Source organism: Xenorhabdus yunnanensis, assembly GCF_028598805.1.
In the GTDB taxonomy this organism is placed as follows: Bacteria; Pseudomonadota; Gammaproteobacteria; order Enterobacterales; family Enterobacteriaceae; genus Xenorhabdus; species Xenorhabdus yunnanensis.
In genome coordinates, this window is record NZ_JAQRFI010000015.1 from 1 (window position 1) to 20,255 (window position 20,255).

A 20,255-nucleotide genomic window follows, 5' to 3' on the forward strand; every position below is an offset into this window, starting at 1 on the left:
GTGGTACGCGAGCTGGGTTTAGAACGTCGTGAGACAGTTCGGTCCCTATCTGCCGTGGGCGTTGGAAGATTGAAAGGGGCTGCTCCTAGTACGAGAGGACCGGAGTGGACGCACCACTGGTGTTCGGGTTGTCATGCCAATGGCACTGCCCGGTAGCTAAGTGCGGCAGAGATAACCGCTGAAAGCATCTAAGCGGGAAACTTGCCTTGAGATGAGTCTTCCCCTGTCCCTTGAGGACACTGAAGGAACGTTCGAGACGAGGACGTGGATAGGCTGGGTGTGTAAGCGTTGCGAGACGTTGAGCTAACCAGTACTAATGAACCGTGCGGCTTAACCTGACAACACCGAAGGTGTTTTGGGGGAGAGAGAGACACCGGGTTTCAAATGGTCAACAGCTTGTTCGGGATTGAACACAGGATTTGTCTGGCGGCAACAGCGCGGTGGTCCCACCTGACCCCATGCCGAACTCAGCAGTGAAACACCGTAGCGCCGATGGTAGTGTGGGGTCTCCCCATGTGAGAGTAGGACACTGCCAGACATGTAATCAGACAGAGAAGCCATCCGGGTCCGGATGGCTTTTTTGCGTTTGGGAATTTTTACACCAATTATTCTTCTTAATTATCTTCTTTATTACTCTTTTCTATTTCATATAATAAAATGAAATAATTTCAATTTGAGTACAATAACTCGACATTCACCTTTCCTTTTTGTTAGATTTAGCTATCTAGAAGTCTAAACTTATAAATTATAATGATCGAGGTTTTGAACAATGCCAATTCGTGTACCAGATGAATTACCTGCGGTGAACACTCTTCGCAATGAAAACATCTTTGTCATGACATCAACACGGGCCAATATTCAGAATATTCGTCCACTAAAGGTATTGTTACTTAACCTAATGCCAAAGAAGATAGAAACAGAAAATCAGTTTATTCGGTTATTATCTAACACACCACTTCAAATCGATATTCAATTGCTACGTATTGATAGTCGTCAATGTAAAAATACCCCTTCTGAACATTTAAATACTTTTTATTGTGATTTTGATTCAATAAAAGATCAAAATTTTGATGGTTTGATAGTGACAGGTGCCCCTTTGGGACTTGTTGAATTTGAAGATGTGATTTATTGGGATGAGGTTGAAAGGATAGTAGCCTGGGCAAAAAAACATGTTACTTCGACACTTTTTGTTTGCTGGGCGGTTCAGGCTGCATTAAAAGTTCTTTATCACCTTCCTAAATATACCCGAAAAACTAAACTATCTGGTGTTTATCCTCATTCAACTTTAGATCCCTTGGCACTATTAACACGTGGATTTGACGAAACATTTTTTGCACCTCATTCGCGTTTCGCTGATTTTCCTGAATCGCTAATTCGTGAACATACCGATTTAGATATTTTAGCTAGTTCAGCAGAGGCAGGAGCTTATTTATTTGCCAGCAAAGATAAAAGATTAGTATTTGTGACAGGGCATCCTGAATATGATGTAGGTACATTAGCCGCAGAATATTTGCGTGATTGCGCCGCAGGTTTGGAACCGGAGTTGCCTATCAATTACTTCCCGAATAACAATCCTGAAAGTAAACCTATTGCGGCTTGGCGTAGTCATGGTCATTTACTATTTTCAAATTGGTTAAATTATTATGTCTATCAAATTACGCCATATGATCTGACTTTTATGAACCCTTCCTTAGATTGAATCCAATTTGAATTTTAGATAACAAAATGAGATATTGCTGAAGCGAGCCATTCCTCATTTTGTTAATTTTTTTCGTAGCTATTGTTCAGCAGTTATTCCGTTATTTCTCATAGATAACAAAAACTTAACACTTGCGTGCCTGATTTTTTGGAATTTATTTCCCTGTTTTCTTTGTCTTAAAATTATCTTAATCATTTGATTTTATTTGATTAATTTTTGTTTTTTAAAATAATGGAAATGGTTTTTGATTTATTTTTTAGATTGGTTAATCTTAATCAGGTGAGTGTTTAAAAGTGAGAAGCGGGGAAATTATGCAGCAGGTATCAGCAACCAAACTAACCTTTATTAAGCCTTTTGGAGAGACAGAGTATCAGGTGTTATCACCTGAATGTATTAGCTTTTTAGAGGATTTAATCATTGAATTTTCTGACAGACGCACAAAATTGTTAGATGATCGTATACATTGGCAGAAAAAAATAGATAGCGGAATGTTACCGGAATTTATTTCGGAAACCTCTTCCATTAGGGAAGGGCATTGGACAGTTCAGGGGATACCTGATGATCTCAAAGATCGTCGAGTTGAAATAACAGGCCCCGTAGAGCGCAAAATGGTCATCAATGCCCTGAATGCAAATGTGAAAGTATTTATGGCGGATTTTGAGGACTCATTAGCGCCTGAATGGGATAAAGTCATTATTGGACAAATTAACTTACGGGATGCCGTCAATGGTACGATCTCATATTCCAATGAGCAGGGTAAGCGCTATGAATTGAAAGCGGATCCAGCAGTATTGATTGCTCGGGTTAGGGGGTTGCACCTGTCAGAAAAACACGTCCTCTATAAGGATGACTCGATATCTGGCGGACTGTTTGATTTTGCACTCTATTTTTACTTGAACCATAAAAAATTACTGCAAAAAGGCAGCGGGCCTTATTTTTACCTGCCAAAAATACAGAGCTACCATGAAGCACAATGGTGGAGTGATATTTTCAGTTTTACTGAATCACGCTTCAATTTGCCAAAAGGCACGATTAAAGCAACGGTTTTGATTGAAACATTGCCAGCAGTATTCCAGATGGATGAAATTTTGTATCACTTACGTCATCACATCGTTGGTTTAAATTGTGGACGTTGGGATTATATTTTCAGCTATATCAAGACACTGAAAAATCATGCTGACCGTGTTTTACCAGATCGTCAATCTGTGACGATGACACAACCTTTCTTGAGTGCCTATTCTCGTTTGCTGATTAAAACCTGTCATAAACGCGGCGCGTTTGCGATGGGAGGAATGTCGGCATTTATTCCTAGCAAAGATCCTGTGCAGAATCAGCAAGTTTTGGACAAAGTCAGAGCGGATAAAGAACTGGAAGCGAATAACGGCCATGATGGCACATGGGTCGCGCATCCAGGGCTTGCAGATATTGCCATGACAGTTTTTGACTCAAAACTGGGAGAGCATCAAAACCAATTGACAGTTTTGCGTGAAGAAGATGAAGCGATTACGGCTGAACAATTGCTTGCACCTTGTTCGGGAGAAAGAACAGAAGAGGGAATGCGCGCAAATATTCGTGTTGCAGTCCAGTACATAGAAGCTTGGATTTCGGGGAATGGGTGTGTACCGATTTACGGCTTGATGGAAGATGCTGCTACAGCAGAAATTTCCCGGACTTCTATTTGGCAATGGATTCGTCATGAAAAATCACTCTCTAATGGTAAAAAAGTGACAAAGGAACTGTTCAAGGAAATGTTAAAAGAAGAGTTGAACGTAATTAAACAGGAAGTGGGTGAGCTACGCTTTAATCAAGGGCGATTTATGGAATCGTCTGATTTGATGGAAAGAATTACTACTCAGGACGACTTGATTGATTTCCTTACGTTACCTGGTTATCAGTTATTAGATTAGTTTAAAAGCATTAACGTAGTTTAAAAACAATGTAGTTTAAAAACAATAATGGCAAACATATCCGATTAATTAATAATAGGAAGTAGAACATCATGACCATTTCCCGGAAACAACAAATCGCTCAACTGGAACAAGAATGGCAACAACCACGTTGGAAAGATATTACTCGTCCGTACAGTGCTGAAGATGTCATTAAATTACGCGGTTCTATCAATCCTGAACACACTTTGGCGCAAATGGGAGCGAAAAAGTTGTGGGAATTGCTGAATGGCAACTCGAAAAAAGGCTATGTGAACGCGCTTGGAGCATTGACGGGTGGTCAGGCACTTCAGCAGGCTAAAGCGGGTATTGAAGCGGTTTACCTTTCCGGCTGGCAAGTGGCAGCAGATGCGAATACCGCATCTAGTATGTATCCTGATCAATCATTGTATCCCGTTGATTCTGTTCCTAATGTGATTAAACGCATCAATAATAGTTTCCGTCGGGCAGATCAGATTCAATGGTCAAATGGTATTGATCCAGACAGCCAAGAATATATTGACTATTTCTTGCCGATTGTTGCAGATGCAGAAGCTGGATTTGGTGGTGTACTCAACGCATTTGAATTGATGAAGGCGATGATTGAAGCTGGTGCTGCCGCAGTTCATTTTGAAGATCAACTGGCAGCGGTGAAAAAATGTGGACACATGGGCGGCAAAGTATTGGTTCCGACTCAAGAAGCCATTCAGAAGTTGGTAGCTGCGCGTTTGGCGGCTGATGTATCTGGTGTTCCAACCCTGTTAATTGCACGCACTGACGCAGATGCAGCAGATCTACTGACATCTGATTGTGATCCTTATGATAGGGCGTTTGTTACTGGCAAACGAACCTACGAAGGATTTTATTGTACACGAGCAGGCCTTGAACAAGCGATCAGCCGTGGACTGGCTTATGCCCCTTATGCTGATGTGGTCTGGTGTGAAACCTCTACACCGGATATGGAAGCGGCTCGTCTTTTTGCTAAAGCTATTCATGCAGAATATCCGGGTAAGTTGTTGGCTTATAACTGTTCACCTTCTTTCAACTGGAAAAAGAATCTGGATGATAAAACTATCGCGAGTTTCCAAGAGCAGTTATCTGCGATGGGATATAAATTCCAGTTCATCACATTAGCGGGCATACACAGCATGTGGTTTAACATGTTTGATTTGGCCTATGATTATGCACGTGGTGAAGGAATGAAACATTATGTTGAAAAAGTTCAGGAACAAGAATTTGCTGCCCTTGAGCGAGGTTATACATTCTCTTCACACCAGCAGGAAGTAGGAACAGGATATTTTGATAAAGTGACTACTATTATTCAGGGAGAGGGTTCTTCTGTTACTGCACTGACAGGATCGACAGAAGAACAACAATTCTAAGTTCATTATACCGATAGAGACTGGATGATTGGGGGATTCCAAAAGGAATGCCCCTTTACGTGTCTGATAAAGGTGGCTAAAGATGGAAATAGATCTCTCACATTTAATTGCACAAACCATTTTGCAGGGATTTGATGCGCAATATGGTCGATTTCTGGAAGTTACTTCCGGCGCTCAGCAACGTTTTGAACAGGCTGACTGGCATGCTGTACAGCTGGCCATGAAAAAGAGGATTAACCTGTACGATCATCATGTCGGATTGGTGGTGGAGCAATTGAAGCGTATTCATACCTCATTACAACATGATGAAGATTACATTGCTGAAGTCAAAGCTGTTTATACTCGTTTACTACCTGACTATCCGCGTTTTGAAATTGCAGAAAGTTTTTTTAATTCGGTTTACTGTCGTTTTTTTCAACATCGTAATTTAAAACCAGAAAATCTGTATATCTTTTCTTCTCAGCCATCTTCCCGCTTTCGCCATATTTCTCGTCCATTATCACGGGATTTTGTTCCTGACGGTAATCTTACGTCAATGCTGCGAACCATCTTAAATGATTTGCCATTACGTCTTAAATGGGAGAATTTGGATCGGGATATTGGTTATATCACGCAATATTTACAGAATACATTTTCAGGAGGTGGTTTATTACAGTCTACATTCCAAATTGCTAATGAATTGTTTTATCGAAATAAAGCCGCATGGCTGGTAGGAAAAATCAGGATAGGGAAGTCTGTTTATCCGTTTTTGTTGCCGATCCATCACAATGAATCTGGAAGCATTTTTATCGATACCTGTTTGACCAGCCATGATGATGCCAGCATTGTTTTTGGTTTTGCCCGCTCCTATTTTATGGTTTATGCCCCTTTACCTGCGGCTTTAGTTGAATGGCTGCGTGAAATTCTTCCTACGAAATCGACAGCAGAGTTATACATGGCAATAGGCTGTCAGAAACATGGTAAGACAGAATATTACCGCGAATACCTGACTTTCATTAATTCCTCTCAGGAACAGTTTACGATTGCACCGGGAGTGAAAGGCATGGTGATGCTGGTTTTTACTTCCCCTTCATTTGATCGTGTATTTAAAATTATTAAAGATAAATTTGCGCCACAGAAAGAGGTTTCACAAGAGCGCGTTCAGGAGTGTTACCGTCTGGTAAAAGAGCATGATCGTGTTGGAAGAATGGCTGATACACAGGAATTTGAAAACTTTGTTATTGATAAACATCATATCAGTCTTGAGTTAATGGAAGAATTGCAAAAAGAGATACCAGAAAAGTTAGAAGATTTGGGCGATAAGATCCTGATAAAGCATCTCTATATGGAACGTAAAATGATACCGTTGAATATTTACATGGAACGAGTCAATGAAGCGCAATTGAAAGATGTAATTGAAGAATATGGAAATGCCATTAAGCAATTGGCTGCTGCGAATATTTTCCCTGGTGATATGTTGTTTAAAAACTTTGGTGTTACGCGTCATGGAAGGGTAATTTTCTACGATTATGATGAAATTTGTTATATGACTGAAGTAAACTTTCGGGATATTCCTCCGCCACGTTATCCAGAAGATGAGTTGGCTAGTGAACCTTGGTACAGTGTGGCTGTTAACGATGTTTTTCCAGAAGAGTTTCGGCATTTTTTATGTACTGACAAGTACATTCGGCGCTATTTTGAAGAAAGTCACAGCGATCTATTTAAAGCAGATTACTGGCGAGCATTACAAAATCGTATTAACAACGGACATGTAGAAGATGTTTTTGCTTATCGTCGTAGGCAGCGATTCAGCCAACGTAATGAAGTAAATGATGAAGTGAATGAAATAAAAAATTCAATATAGTACTTATCATAGATAAAAATAATGCTTTACTGAATGATAAATAATATGGATGACATAGTACTATTTTTTATTATCTAAATGATTTTTTAAATGGGATTGATTTATTTTTCAGTGCGGAAATTACGTAATCGTTAATTTCCGCATAAAAAATATTTAAATAATGAAATTACGCTTTTGCACCTGCAATGGCAGTACGTGCCAGTTCCGTAATCTGGGCATAATCGCCTTTTTTCAATGCATCGCCCGGTACAAGCCATGAGCCCCCAATGCACAGAACACTATTCAATGCCAGATAATCACGATAGTTTTCAGGAGAAATACCACCCGTCGGGCAGAAACGTACTTGTGGGAATGGACCTGCAATGGATTTTAGTGCCTTAATCCCACCGTTTGCTTCTGCTGGAAAGAATTTAAAGCATTTCAGGCCATAACTCATTCCCAACATTAATTCGGAAACAGTAGAGATCCCCGGAATAAGAGGAATTGAACCCGCAGTCGCTGCTTTTAACAGTTCATCAGTCAATCCTGGACTAATGGCAAATTGAGCACCTGCTTCAGTGACAGCAGCCAATTGTTCAGGATTAATAACAGTACCTGCCCCGATAATTGCTTCGGGAACTTCTTTAGCGATAAGGCGAATGGCTTCCAGCGCACATTCAGTTCTTAATGTCACTTCCAAAACACGAATTCCACCAGCAACCAATGCTTTTGCCAAAGGAACGGCGTGTTCAATTTCATTGATAACAATGACAGGGACGACAGGACCATCGGTCAGGATATCTTCTGCGGTTGCTTTCCAATTATTCATTAGCAGTTTCTCTCGTTAATTCAGAACACAAGGGGTTTAAAATCCCTCACTTATTAAAATGTAATACAACATGCCCCTTGTTCTGCACCCGAAAGTTGAGTTCTCAACGCACCAAACAATTCACGGCCACAGCCGATATGCCCTTCACTCAAGTCTGGCTGATATAGTGCTCTTTGTGCCAGTTCTTGTGCATCGACCAGAAGCATGAGTTCGCCAGTACGACCATCAACGCGAATCACATCACCATCTTGTATTTTTGCCAGTAATCCGCCAGCTTTGGCTTCTGGCGTAACATGAATGGCTGAAGGAACCTTGCCGGAAGCACCAGACAATCGACCATCAGTAACTAAAGCAACTTTAAAGCCCCGATCCATGAGTACACCCAGCGGTGGCATCAATTTATGCAATTCTGGCATGCCATTAGCTTGCGGGCCTTGATAACGGACAACGACAACACAGTCACGGTTCAGCTTACCTGCTTCAAAAGCGGGGACGATATCATGCTGGCTATTAAAAACCACAGCAGGGGCTTCAATAATCTGATTATCTGTTGGAACCGCAGACGTTTTCATTACCGCACGCCCAAGGTTTCCAATCATGACTTTTGTGCCGCCATGCTGTTCGAATGGCTGTTCAATATTGGCAATAACATTGTTGTCCAATGAAACGAATGTACCTTCACGCCATACTAACTGACCTTCATTAAGCCACGGCTCTTGAGTATAACGTTCCAGACCAAACCCAGCGATAGTATTTACATCACGATGCAGCAAGCCTTTTTGCAGTAACTCGCGAATAACCAACGCTACTCCGCCAGCCGCCTGAAATTGGTTGATATCTGCGGGTCCATTTGGATAGATGCGACATAGCAGAGGAACCACTTCTGACAATTCAGAAAAATCATCCCAGTTAATGATGATCCCGGAAGCTCTTGCCATTGCAACGAGATGCATGGTTAAGTTGGTTGATCCTCCGGTTGCCAGCAAAGCAATCATGCCATTGACGATCACTTTTTCATCGACCATCTGACCCAAAGGAAGATAATTACCTGAAGTTTCAGTCAGACGTGTAACCTGACGTGCGGCAGCATCATTTAAAGCCTCACGCAGTGGTGTGTCAGGATGGACAAAAGAAGTACCCGGTAAATGCAGCCCCATGACTTCCATCACCATTTGATTGGAATTGGCAGTACCGTAAAAAGTACAGGTTCCGATACTGTGATAAGACTCGGCTTCAGCTTCGAGCAATGCCTGACGGTCAACTTTACCTTCGGCATAAAGCTGGCGAACGCGAACTTTTTCTTTGTTTGGCAAGCCACTGGTCATCGGCCCAGCGGGAACAAAAACAGCGGGTAGATGACCAAATGATAGAGCAGCCATCACTAATCCCGGTACAATTTTGTCACAAATTCCCAGATACAGGACGCCATCAAACATATTATGAGAAAGCCCAATGGCAGCCGACATTGCAATCACATCACGGCTAAGCAGGGATAATTCCATGCCATCCTGACCTTGTGTCACACCATCACACATGGCGGGAACCCCACCGGCAACTTGACCGACAGCACCTACAGCACGCAGGGAGTCTTTTAACTTTTGTGGATAGTCTTCATACGGCTTGTGGGCGGAGAGCATATCATTGTAAGAGGTGATAATGGCGATGTCATTATGCACCATATTTTTCAATGCGACTTTTTCATCATTTTGACAGGCGGCAAAACCATGAGCCAAATTGCCGCATGCCAGTTGTGCGCGTTGGACGGTTTTTGAACGAGCGGATTCAATGCGAGCTAAATACTGGCTGCGAGTCTCTTTTGAACGTTCAATGATACGCTGTGTAATGCGCGCGACGGTTTCGTTGGTGACCGTGCTGTTCTGGTTTGTTGTCATGATAATTGTTCCCGACACCACAATGGAATGTGACTACTGCTTCATTGTTACCGGTAACATTGTTAATGTAATAATCAGAGGATGCAATCAACTTTCGTCGACTACACGTTTTATCTGTGATCTACATCAATTTTTAAAGCTGAAACGTAACAGCTTGTCAACAAATCAGCTTTTTAGATGGAGTTGTGGCAAAAATGAGTTGTGGCAAAAATTATTTAATTCCACCGTATTCCCGGCTAACCGCTTTTGCAGCCCGCATAACAAGGGCACCGAGTTCAGTAACTCGATCATCAGAGATGCGTGATATCGGGCCTGAGATAGAAATAGCAGCAAAAGCTTCATGATGCTCATCATAGATACAGGCAGCAATACAGCGTAATCCTAACGCATGTTCTTCATCATCAAACGAAAATCCTTGCTTACGGATCTGTTCGAGGTTTTCTGTTAATGCTGCGGCGGTGGTACAGGTATGTTGTGTATAAGCGTGCATTCCTTTCTTATGCAGTAATTGCAGACGCTTTTGCTCAGAGAGTGTAGAAAGCAGCGCTTTTCCCGCGCCAGAAGCGTGCATCGGTAGTTTGCCACCAATGGGAGCGGACATTCTCATCAGCGCATTGCATTGCACTTGATCGACAATCACGGCTTCATATTCATCAATGTTAAGGATGGCGAGATTGACGGTTTCACCGGAATCTTCCATTAATTGGCGCAATATTGGATGAACCAATACCATCAGATTACGGCTTTGCAGAAAACTACTGCCAACGACAAAAGCATGGGAAGCAATCACCCATAATCCCAGATCACCTATCTGGCGGACAAAACCATGTTGCTGCAAGGTAGTCAAAAGACGATGGGTAGTGGAATTGGGGAGACCGGTCTGGATAGCCAAATCAGTTAAAGCAACGCCGACAGGAGAATCGGAAACATATTCCAAAAGTGTTAACCCTCGACTTAACGATTGAACCTGACCGCTTGCAGCGGCACTGTTTGTCGTTATTTTAGTTTTTTTTGTGCGTTTGCTGGCAACGGCTGTGCTCATAAGATGCCCTCTGGAAAATCGTCTGTTTGCAGCAAAGGTCGCTGCGATGGAACCAAAATGGAATTTATTTTCGTTTTCTTATTATGAATGATAAAGAGGGGAAAAACACATCCGATGTGTTAGGAATGGAAAAGTGGGATAAATGATATATTTTGGTTGGTGCAGAGGGATGGAAGTTAATTCCACCGCTAAAAGTGGAATTAACTGCATAAATAAAAAGACAAATATTAAGATTCAAACAAACTCTGATGCAATGTCTGAATCACCTGCTCCGCATCTTTACCGGGAACGAGCAGACAGATATTATGGCTGCTTGCACCACAGCTGATCATCCGAATATTAAATGATTCCAGCACCCCAAAAACCCCTTTCCCCAATCCCTTAGCCTGTGAAAGCTCATTGCCAATAATCGCAACCAATGCCATATCTTCTTCGACTTCCACACGACATAACGTAGCAAGTTCAGTTAGCAACGCATTGGTCAGCAGACTGCCATTAGTGCTGGTGGAACCTGTGGTGTCCAGCGTCAGAGCAATGCTTACTTCTGACGTGGTAATCAAATCCACTGAAATATTATGACGCGACAGCAGGGTAAAGACTTCCGCCAGAAAGCCTCTGGCATGGAGCATTTTCAAGCTATGCAGTGTCAGCAAAGTTTGTTTGCGGCGCAATGCCAACGCGCGAAACAGCGGGGGATTTTCTGTTTTGTCACAAACCACAGTCCCCCCCGTTTTTGGATCTTTGCTGGAGCCGACAAATACCGGAATGCCGCAGCGAACCGCAGGTAACAGTGTGGCGGGATGGAGGATTTTGGCACCAAATGTCGCCATTTCTGCTGCTTCATCAAAGGCAATTTGATCAATACGTTTAGCCGTAGGGACAACACGGGGATCGGTAGTATAGATTCCCGGAACATCTGTCCAAATATCAACGCGCTGTAAACCAAGTGCTTCACCTAGTAAGGCAGCGGTATAATCACTGCCACCTCGCCCCAGTGTAGTGGTACGGCCTTTTTCTTCTCTGCCAATAAAACCCTGGGTGATAACGATTGTATTGTTCAGGCGAGAATAAAGATGCTCCATCGCTAAAATATGGAGCTGAAGAGTATCCGGCTCTGCTCGCCCAAAGTTATCATTGGTTCGCATGATCCGGCGAATATCAAACCATTCGGCATCAGTATTGCGTTGGCGCAGCAACTCCACAAACAATAAAGTGGACATTACTTCACCGTGGCTAACCAATTCATCTGTCAGTGCTTCTGAGGTTGCGAGCGATGCCGCTTCTGATAGCATCTCAATATTTTCCAGCAGACGATCAATTTCTTCGCGAATCACCGCAACTTCGTTCAATCGGTCAATAATGGCATATTGAATGTCACGGATCTGTTTCAGGTAGCTCTCCCGCTTGTCGCTATCGCAGCCAGCCGCCAATGCAACCAGCAAATTGGTCACGCCAGCAGAAGCTGACAGAACGACCACACGGACATTTGCGTTTGCCAAAATAATATCGGCGCAGTTATTCATGGCATCAAAGTTTGCCACGCTAGTACCACCGAATTTTGCTACAACATACTGCGATTTAGGAGATGAAACAGCACACATGGATGATAACCTTTTGTTCGGAGAATAGACTTTTAGAAATATCGGGTTAGGCGCACTGAGTCAATGTTTGACCATGAAGCATAAATAAATTTCATGATGGAAATGAAATTATCGTTTTTGCCTATCTCAACAATTAGGGCTGGAAATTACCGACTATTTTGACCAATATCAGCAATTATAAGGAAAGGGAGACTAATCACAGAATTAACCCGTTACAATCTGTGTATTCCTATTTGTTTATTGGCATTGTTTATTGACAGTTGATAGAGAGCATTATTCATGAAAAACATCAATCCTAGCCAGACCGAAGCCTGGAAAGCATTGCAGCAGCATTTTGAGCAAATGAAGAACATGCATTTGCGGGAACTGTTTGAACAGGACAAAGAACGGTTTACGGCATTTTCTGCGACATTTGATCAGCAGATTCTGGTGGATTACTCAAAAAACCGCATTACCGCAGAAACACTGGCAAAATTACAGGCATTAGCGCAAGAAACTGATTTGGTCAGTGCAATCCGCAGCATGTTCTCTGGTGAGAAAATCAATCGTACTGAAGATCGTGCTGTACTGCACATTGCCCTGCGTAACCGCAGCAATACCCCGATTATGGTGGATGGGGAAGATGTGATGCCGCAAGTTAATGCGGTGCTGGCGAAAATGAAATCATTCAGTGAACGCATCATTGGTGGTGAGTGGAAAGGTTATACAGGCAAAGCCATTACAGATGTAGTGAATATTGGAATTGGTGGTTCTGATCTTGGTCCCTATATGGTGACTGAAGCACTGAAAGCATATAAAAATCATCTGAATATGCATTTTGTTTCCAATGTTGACGGAACTCACATCGCTGAAACGTTAAAAACTTTGAATCCAGAAACAACTTTGTTCCTGATTGCTTCCAAGACTTTTACCACGCAAGAAACGATGACCAATGCGTATTCAGCACGTCATTGGTTTCTGCAAAGTGCCGTTGATGAGGCACATATCGCGAAACATTTTGCGGCATTATCAACCAATGAACAAGAAGTCAGCAAGTTCGGTATCGATCCACAAAATATGTTCGAGTTTTGGGATTGGGTAGGCGGACGTTATTCGCTCTGGTCTGCAATTGGCTTATCCATTGCACTTTCCATTGGTTATGAGAATTTTGAACAGTTGTTGAGTGGCGCTCATGCGATGGATAAGCATTTTGAGCAGACTGCCTTTGAACAGAACATTCCTGTTTTGCTGGCACTGATCGGCATCTGGTACAACAATTTCTTTGGTGCAGAAACTGAAGCGATTCTGCCTTATGATCAATACATGCACCGTTTTGCTGCATACTTCCAACAAGGCAACATGGAGTCGAATGGGAAATACATCGATCGCAATGGCAATCCGGTGAATTATCAGACAGGTCCGATTATCTGGGGTGAACCGGGTACCAATGGTCAGCATGCGTTCTACCAGCTTATCCATCAGGGAACTAAACTGATCCCTTGTGATTTTATTGCACCAGCAGTTAGTCATAACCCAGTTAGCGATCATCATGGCAAATTGCTATCTAACTTCTTTGCGCAAACTGAAGCGCTGGCATTTGGTAAAACGCAGGCTCAGGTAGAAGCTGAATTTGCGCAAGCAGGAAAAAATGCTCAAGATGTGGCGAGTGTTGTGCCATTCAAAGTGTTTGAAGGGAACCGTCCAACTAACTCCATTTTATTGCGCGAAATTACACCATTTAGTTTGGGTGCATTAATAGCCATGTATGAGCATAAAATCTTTGCTCAAGGTGCAATTCTGAATATCTTCTCGTTTGACCAATGGGGCGTAGAATTAGGCAAACAATTGGCGAACCGTATTCTGCCTGAACTACATGATGCAGAAGCTGTAAATAGCCATGACAGCTCCACAAATGGTCTGATTAACCTATTCAAAGAATGGCGTTAATCTGAATTTCCATCTTATCTAATTTCTATTCACCTCAATAATTGTTGTTATTGAGGTGAATTTTTTTGTAATTTACATAATTTGTTATCAACTTTTTATTTTATTAGTCTGCAACATGATATCCTCACTCTCCATTCGTTGTGCTGTCGGGGAAATTGGTCTTCCCCGCAATGGGAAAATGACATGGCAGATGACACTATATTAACTTCAACATCGCATATATTAACTTCAACATCCCACATATTAGCTTCGGCACCGATCCAATGGTTATCGGCTGATGAAGTCAACCTTCCCGAAGATATTTTAGATTGGCTGATAGAAGTAGGCTCAATGACGCGCCGCTTTGAACAATATTGTCAGCAAGTATCGGTTTCCCCTTTTCGGGAGTGTTTTATCACTGCTGAAGAGTTAGGTGATGAAAGTAAGCACTTACCTTTCAGTGAAAAATATTGGTTGCGTGAAATTGTTTTATATGGGGATGGTATTCCCTGGCTATTGGGACGCACTGTTATTCCAGTAGAAACATTGACTGGCCCGGATCGACAATTGGTTGATGTGGGGACAGTACCACTTGGACGCTATCTTTTTAGTGGTAATAATCTGACACGAGATTATATTCAAATAGGCCGACAGGAAAATCGTTGGGCGCGGCGTTCTTTACTGAGATTATCGGGTAAGCCACTGCTGCTTACTGAGATTTTTCTGTCTGAATCACCTGCATATAAAATCAACAAAATAAAAAGGGAGAAATAGATTGGAGGTCAGTATGACGCAAAATAAATGGCGTGCGTATTGCCGTTTAATGCGTATTGATAAACCCATTGGCGCATTATTATTACTATGGCCAACATATTGGGCATTGTGGATCGCCGCAAAAGGTATGCCGAATTTGCACGTATTGTTAGTCTTCACTATCGGTGTATTTTCCATGCGTGCTGCGGGATGTTGCATTAATGATTTCGCAGACCGAAAATTTGATGGGTATGTGGAACGGACAAAATCTCGTCCTCTTCCTAGTGGTGACATCACTGAAAAAGAAAGCAAAATCTTGTTTGCCACACTGGTATTCATTTCTTTTGCGATGGTGCTGACGCTGAATAAAATGACGATTGCACTGTCGGTCGTTGGTTTGGCATTGGCATGGACTTACCCTTTCGTCAAGCGTGTCAGCCATCTGCCACAAATTGTGTTAGGTGCTGCTTACGGCTGGTCAATTCCCATGGCATTTGCCGCAGTAAGTGAGTCCTTACCTTTAGAATGCTGGCTATTATTTTTGGCTAATGTCATTTGGTCTGTGGTTTATGATACACAGTATGCCATGGTGGATCGTGATGATGACCTGAAAATCGGGGTGAAATCGACCGCCGTGCTTTTTGGACGCTTTGATAAATTGATTATTGGTATTCTGCAATTCATCATGCTGGGCATCTTGGTTGCGATTGGCAATATGGTGAATCTGGAAGGAATATATTATTGGACAATATTGTTGGCAACAGCACTATTCGTTTATCAGCAGAAATTGATTGCAAATCGGGAAAGATCGGCCTGCTTTCAGGCTTTTATGAACAATAACTATGTCGGTTTAATTTTATTCCTCGGTATCTTTTTCAGCTATGTCTAGCATGACATGCCTTTAATATAACGGGCGGTAATCCGCCCGTTAATTTCTTGTTTTTCATGACCAGCTTAGCGTCGTTATTGCTGATCTTGCACTACTTGCACAGGTTCATTTTGTTCTGGCGGCATGCTGACACTTTCAATCGTCAAACGAATTTCAGGTGACATCAGCTCACTCAATACATGATAAAGTTCCTGAGCGCTGGTTGTAATCATGTCGCCGCTGTCTTTAATGTAACCTTCTTCGCGCAGCGTATTGACCGAACTGGCAAAAACCGCTTTATCAAAGAATTCCGGTGCATTGATGCCATGTAGAACAGACAGACGTTGTGCCAACATTCGGCTCTCTTTTTCCAGTACACCACGACTGATTTCAGGTGTGGCATTCAACAAAGAAAGCGTGATGGCATAACGTTGCAGCGTTTCTCTGATGCCTGCCGCCAGCAATTGCAATGGGCGAATACGTGCAGGATTCAGCACCAGCATTTCTTGCTCTTTGTTACAGATAAGGCATTGGCGCGCCAGTTCGTCAATCAGAGTATTGACAACGTTGGAAAGCGTTTCTTTACTGTAACGCATGAAAAGCTCCTGCTTAATCAGCGGGTAAATCAGCGCGACTTGTCTGAGCAATTCACTGCGACTAATGCGGCGGCGGTGCATAACAATACTGGTAATCAGGGATGGCAGTATCAGCAAGTGTTGGATATTATTGCGATAATAAGTCATCAATACCGCGCTTTCGCGTGGCAGGATAATAATATCTCCCAGACTATCTTTTTCGACCTCAAACTTATCCATCAACAAGGCATGATCTAACAACTCTTCTGCTGTTTTGTCTGGCACCGTGATATCGTCAGTGTAAGGCACATTACGCAGTAATTGCAGATAGCAATCCAACTGCTCAATAAGCTGTTCGCGAGTAAGTGCTCGCTGACGTGATGATAACAATGCCGTGGTGCATAAATTGGTAGCATTGGCTGCGGCGGCATTATTGATATTGACCATAATATTGTCAGCCAGCTTACTGACTGTCGGAGCCAGCCAAGTTGGACGCTGGGATTCTATTGGATCAATGGAGTCACGCCACTCTGGAACATTCTGGTTCAGGTATTGTATCAATGGGATCGGCTCACCAAAGTTCACATAACCCTGTCCCAGATTACGTAATTTGCGCAGCCCTCGTACCATCTGGAAAAAACCTTCTTTTTCTTTGGTGGCACCACGCAGTTCTTTGGCATATGTCGCTACTTCCATCACATATTCATAACCGATATAGATCGGCACAATAGTGATTGGACGAGATTCTCCTCGCAGCATCGCCTGCAATGTCATGGAGAGAGTCCCTGTTTTGGGATTAAGCAAACGACCCGTACGGGAGCGTCCCCCTTCGACAAAGTATTCCACCGAATAACCACGGGCAAACAGCTCACCGAGATATTCACGAAAGATTGTTGAATAGAGCTTATTACCTTTAAACGTGCGGCGGATAAAGAATGCTCCAAGACGACGGAATATCGGACCGGCAGGCCAGAAATTCAGGTTAATGCCCGCAGCAATGTGCGGTGGAACCAGCCCTTGGTGATAGAGCACATAAGAAAGCAGAAGGTAGTCCATATGGCTACGGTGACATGGCACATAAACCAATTCATGACCATCCTGTGCCAACTTGCGAACACGTTCGGCATTATGAACATTGATGCCCTGATACAAACGGTTCCATGTCCAACTCAAAACACGGTCGGTCAAACGTACTGTTTCATAGGAGAAATCCGCAGCAATCTCTTCCAACATATTGATGGCGTTCTGTTTTGCCTTTTCGGGAGAGATTTTTTTGCTACGTGCTTCATCAGCAATTGCTTTTTCTATTGCCTTTGATGCCAATAACTTGTTGAATAGATCTTGTCTGGCAGGCAAACGAGGCCCAACAGCCGCAAGACGCTGACGGGAGTAGTGTATCCGTGCAACACGGGTGAGTTTATTGGCGATGATATTATCCGTACCATGCTCATCGGCCATACGGCGTAAAGACACTGGTGTGGAGAAACGCACAAAACTATCCCGCCCAAGCCACAGGATTGCAAAAAACTTCTGCACGCCATTTAGTAAACGTAATTGCGGAGTTGTATTTCCTTCTTGCCCTTCGCGCCCCGGAGAGCGGCCAAACATAACGGAAACAGGTACCATCTGGATATTCAAATCGGGATTATTGCGATGCAAATCCAGATAGGAATGAAAAATTTTCACAGATTCATGCTTTGGTGCATAACAACGGAACACACGTGGGCCGTTGTCGATAAAGACACAACTGGGAAGCTGTGTGTCACCAATTTCCAAAGGGTTCAACGGATCCGGCAGATCTTGCGCCAGACATTGTTGACGCAGGGTCAATAAGTCTGTTTTTGAGTGGTACGGTAGTACGTACAAAATAGGCCGAGTCGTATCAAGACGCAGCTCCGCAATGGGATCCGTAGGGATAAGTTTACTTTTTACTAAAAATTTTAGTGGTAAATTCAATAGTTTATAATATATTTTACGCCAACCTGACATAACTGCTTTAAGCCTCTTGTTAGCAACGCGTCGCAAGGATACCAGAAACAGATTTGGAGATCTGTGGAAATAAGACAATAATAAGAGCTAAAAGTTATATAACCATACAATTGTTAAGCTCACTGAAGAAAGTTTTTATGGCAAATCAATCAACAGGTCTGATCCGTATCATTAAAGCGGCTGAATATTCAGCGAAAGGGATCAAAGCTGCATGGCAGAATGAAGCGGCATTTCGGCAGGAAACAATAGCTGCCATACTTGCGATCATCATTGCATTTTCTTTAGATTTTGGCTTATTTGAGAGGCTCCTTCTTATTGGCTCTGTTATTCTGGTGGTCATTGTCGAAATCCTCAATAGTGCCATAGAAGCGGTAGTGGATCGTATCGGTAGTGAATATCATGAATTATCGGGTAGAGCGAAAGATATGGGATCTGCAGCTGTATTGCTCACTATACTTCTGGCGCTGTTTATCTGGGGAATGATCTTTTGGTCGCATTTTATGCGTTGAGATGACGTGTTTTTTCATCAAAATACGTTATTTAGTTGCTTTTACATGCTGACAGGTTCCCAATTCGAATTTACCTGTATATACTCACAGTCGGACTGTATAAACAAACAGGGGGCGAAATGAAAGCATTAACTGCCAGGCAGCAGCAAGTTTATGACTTGGTGCGTGACCATATTTCGCAAACGGGTATGCCACCAACACGAGCTGAAATTGCAGCACGTCTTGGTTTTCGTTCACCTAACGCAGCAGAAGAGCATTTAAGAGCACTTGCGCGTAAAGGGGTGATTGAGATTATCTCTGGTGCATCCAGAGGTATCCGTTTGCTTCTCGAAGAGGAAGATGAAGGCGCGAGATTGCCGCTGATTGGTCGTGTTGCTGCTGGGGAACCACTGCTAGCTCAGGAACACATCGAAAGTCACTACAAGGTTGATCCTGAATTATTCAAACCAAGCGCTGATTTTCTGTTGCGTGTTAGTGGAATGTCTATGAAAGACATCGGCATTATGGACGGGGATCTACTGGCTGTGCATAAAACACAAGATGTTCATAATGGGCAAATCATCGTGGCGCGCATTGAAGATGAAGTCACAGTAAAACGCTTCAAGCAAACAGGAAACAGAATTGAGCTGATTGCTGAGAATCCGGAATTTCAACCAATTGTTGTCGATTTAAGCGAGCAGAGTTTCACTATTGAAGGATTGGCAGTAGGCGTTATTCGTAACGGGGACTGGGTCTGATTGTAAAAACAGATAATTGTACTTTGCCATTCTGGGGCGGTCATCTTTCCCAGTACCCGTTAAACTTGAGTTTAGCGGGTACTGGGAAAATATGTAATTATATCAGTTATGACCGCCTTATTACCTAATCCGGCCTCAAGTGTCCTTTTCTTATTTCTTTTTATTCTCTTCAACCGAATGATTGTGCTGGCATGTATCGCGCTCCATGCAAGATTCAACCTCATAGCAGGAAGAACATATACCATGGACTTCTATCACGCTATTTCGCAAATGAAACCCTGTACCTTGAGCTAACAGCTGAATAGCGGATTCAATATCTTTTGCATCTTTTTCGGTTACTGAATTACAAACTTCACAGATAAACATAGCCGAGGTATGGCAGGGTTCTTCAAAGTGATGACAAAGAACATAACTGTTTGTAGATTCTATTTTGTGAATAAAACCTTGTTCCAGCAGAAACTCCAATCCTCGGTAAACCGTTGGAGGCTTGGCTTGGGGTTCTACTTCACGCAATAAATCCAGCAAATCATAAGCACTTATTGCGCCAGGTTGTTCTGTAATTAAGCGAAGAACTTCAAGGCGTTGAGGTGTTAAGCGAACCCCTCTTGACAGACAGATTGCTTCAGCCTGTGCCAGTAACTTTTTTTGGTTGATAGTTTTCATTACACCTCTCACATCTACACGATGCTAATGACTTTAATGTTATCATGTTTTTGGGGCGGGGAGT

Annotated in this window: 15 protein-coding genes and 2 rRNA genes; 11 read left to right on the forward strand and 6 right to left on the reverse strand. The window is 42.8% G+C overall.

The window, feature by feature from the left end; translation table 11 throughout:
- The 6 genes from PSI23_RS08290 to aceK form a co-directional block, all read left to right on the forward strand.
- Nucleotides 1–338 (forward strand): 23S ribosomal RNA (locus tag PSI23_RS08290); the annotation flags it as partial.
- An 84-nt stretch (nt 339–422) separates the two neighbouring features.
- A 5S ribosomal RNA gene (gene rrf / locus PSI23_RS08295) occupies nt 423–538 on the forward strand.
- A gap of 231 nt (nt 539–769) precedes the next feature.
- The gene (gene metA / locus PSI23_RS08300; RefSeq protein WP_273554653.1) at nt 770–1,699 is read left to right on the forward strand and encodes a homoserine O-acetyltransferase MetA; all 930 of its coding nucleotides are present in this window, start codon (nt 770–772) and stop codon (nt 1,697–1,699) included.
- Nucleotides 1,700–2,010: 311 nt separating this feature from the next.
- Nucleotides 2,011–3,606 carry a malate synthase A gene (aceB, locus tag PSI23_RS08305; protein ID WP_306309546.1) on the forward strand — a complete coding sequence of 532 codons (1,596 nt, stop codon included), beginning with the start codon at nt 2,011–2,013 and terminating at the stop codon, nt 3,604–3,606.
- A gap of 92 nt (nt 3,607–3,698) precedes the next feature.
- Nucleotides 3,699–5,006 (forward strand): isocitrate lyase, encoded by a 1,308-nt coding sequence (gene aceA, locus PSI23_RS08310; protein ID WP_273554654.1) that lies wholly within the window; start codon nt 3,699–3,701, stop codon nt 5,004–5,006.
- Between the two features lie 82 nt (nt 5,007–5,088).
- Entirely contained in the window at nt 5,089–6,849 is a 1,761-nt protein-coding gene (aceK, locus tag PSI23_RS08315; protein WP_273554655.1) for a bifunctional isocitrate dehydrogenase kinase/phosphatase, read from the forward strand.
- A 166-nt stretch (nt 6,850–7,015) separates the two neighbouring features.
- On the opposite strand, the gene PSI23_RS08320 is transcribed toward aceK, so the two are convergent.
- From PSI23_RS08320 to lysC, 4 genes are all read right to left on the reverse strand, one after another.
- Nucleotides 7,016–7,657 (reverse strand): bifunctional 4-hydroxy-2-oxoglutarate aldolase/2-dehydro-3-deoxy-phosphogluconate aldolase, encoded by a 642-nt coding sequence (locus PSI23_RS08320; RefSeq protein ID WP_273554656.1) that lies wholly within the window; start codon nt 7,655–7,657, stop codon nt 7,016–7,018.
- A gap of 53 nt (nt 7,658–7,710) precedes the next feature.
- Nucleotides 7,711–9,549: a phosphogluconate dehydratase gene (gene edd, locus PSI23_RS08325; RefSeq protein ID WP_273554657.1), complete on the reverse strand. Its 1,839-nt coding sequence runs from the start codon at nt 9,547–9,549 to the stop codon at nt 7,711–7,713.
- 211 nt (nt 9,550–9,760) lie between these two features.
- Nucleotides 9,761–10,591 (reverse strand): glyoxylate bypass operon transcriptional repressor IclR, encoded by an 831-nt coding sequence (gene iclR, locus PSI23_RS08330; protein ID WP_273554658.1) that lies wholly within the window; start codon nt 10,589–10,591, stop codon nt 9,761–9,763.
- Nucleotides 10,592–10,818: 227 nt separating this feature from the next.
- Entirely contained in the window at nt 10,819–12,192 is a 1,374-nt protein-coding gene (gene lysC / locus PSI23_RS08335) for a lysine-sensitive aspartokinase 3 (RefSeq protein ID WP_273554659.1), read from the reverse strand.
- Nucleotides 12,193–12,471: 279 nt separating this feature from the next.
- Here lysC and pgi point away from each other — a divergent pair, with 279 nt between their 5' ends.
- From pgi to ubiA, 3 genes are all read left to right on the forward strand, one after another.
- Nucleotides 12,472–14,118: a glucose-6-phosphate isomerase gene (pgi, locus tag PSI23_RS08340; RefSeq protein WP_273554660.1), complete on the forward strand. Its 1,647-nt coding sequence runs from the start codon at nt 12,472–12,474 to the stop codon at nt 14,116–14,118.
- A 183-nt stretch (nt 14,119–14,301) separates the two neighbouring features.
- The gene (gene ubiC / locus PSI23_RS08345) at nt 14,302–14,871 is read left to right on the forward strand and encodes a chorismate lyase (protein WP_273554661.1); all 570 of its coding nucleotides are present in this window, start codon (nt 14,302–14,304) and stop codon (nt 14,869–14,871) included.
- Between the two features lie 13 nt (nt 14,872–14,884).
- Complete coding sequence (ubiA, locus tag PSI23_RS08350; RefSeq protein WP_273554662.1) at nt 14,885–15,739, forward strand: 4-hydroxybenzoate octaprenyltransferase; 855 nt, start codon at nt 14,885–14,887, stop codon at nt 15,737–15,739.
- Nucleotides 15,740–15,813: 74 nt separating this feature from the next.
- On the opposite strand, the gene plsB is transcribed toward ubiA, so the two are convergent.
- Nucleotides 15,814–18,282, reverse strand: a complete 2,469-nt coding sequence (gene plsB, locus PSI23_RS08355) for a glycerol-3-phosphate 1-O-acyltransferase PlsB (protein ID WP_273554663.1) — start codon at nt 18,280–18,282, stop codon at nt 15,814–15,816.
- Nucleotides 18,283–18,419: 137 nt separating this feature from the next.
- Between plsB and PSI23_RS08360 the strand changes: the two genes are divergently transcribed.
- Together PSI23_RS08360 and lexA are read left to right on the forward strand one after the other, a co-directional pair.
- Nucleotides 18,420–18,791: a diacylglycerol kinase gene (locus PSI23_RS08360; RefSeq protein ID WP_273554664.1), complete on the forward strand. Its 372-nt coding sequence runs from the start codon at nt 18,420–18,422 to the stop codon at nt 18,789–18,791.
- 119 nt (nt 18,792–18,910) lie between these two features.
- On the forward strand, nt 18,911–19,528 hold the full coding sequence (gene lexA, locus PSI23_RS08365) for a transcriptional repressor LexA (RefSeq protein WP_273554665.1): 618 nt from the start codon (nt 18,911–18,913) through the stop codon (nt 19,526–19,528).
- Between the two features lie 150 nt (nt 19,529–19,678).
- Here the strand turns inward: lexA and zur are convergent, their stop codons facing one another.
- Nucleotides 19,679–20,191: a zinc uptake transcriptional repressor Zur gene (gene zur / locus PSI23_RS08370; protein WP_273554666.1), complete on the reverse strand. Its 513-nt coding sequence runs from the start codon at nt 20,189–20,191 to the stop codon at nt 19,679–19,681.
- Nucleotides 20,192–20,255 lie beyond the last annotated feature (64 nt).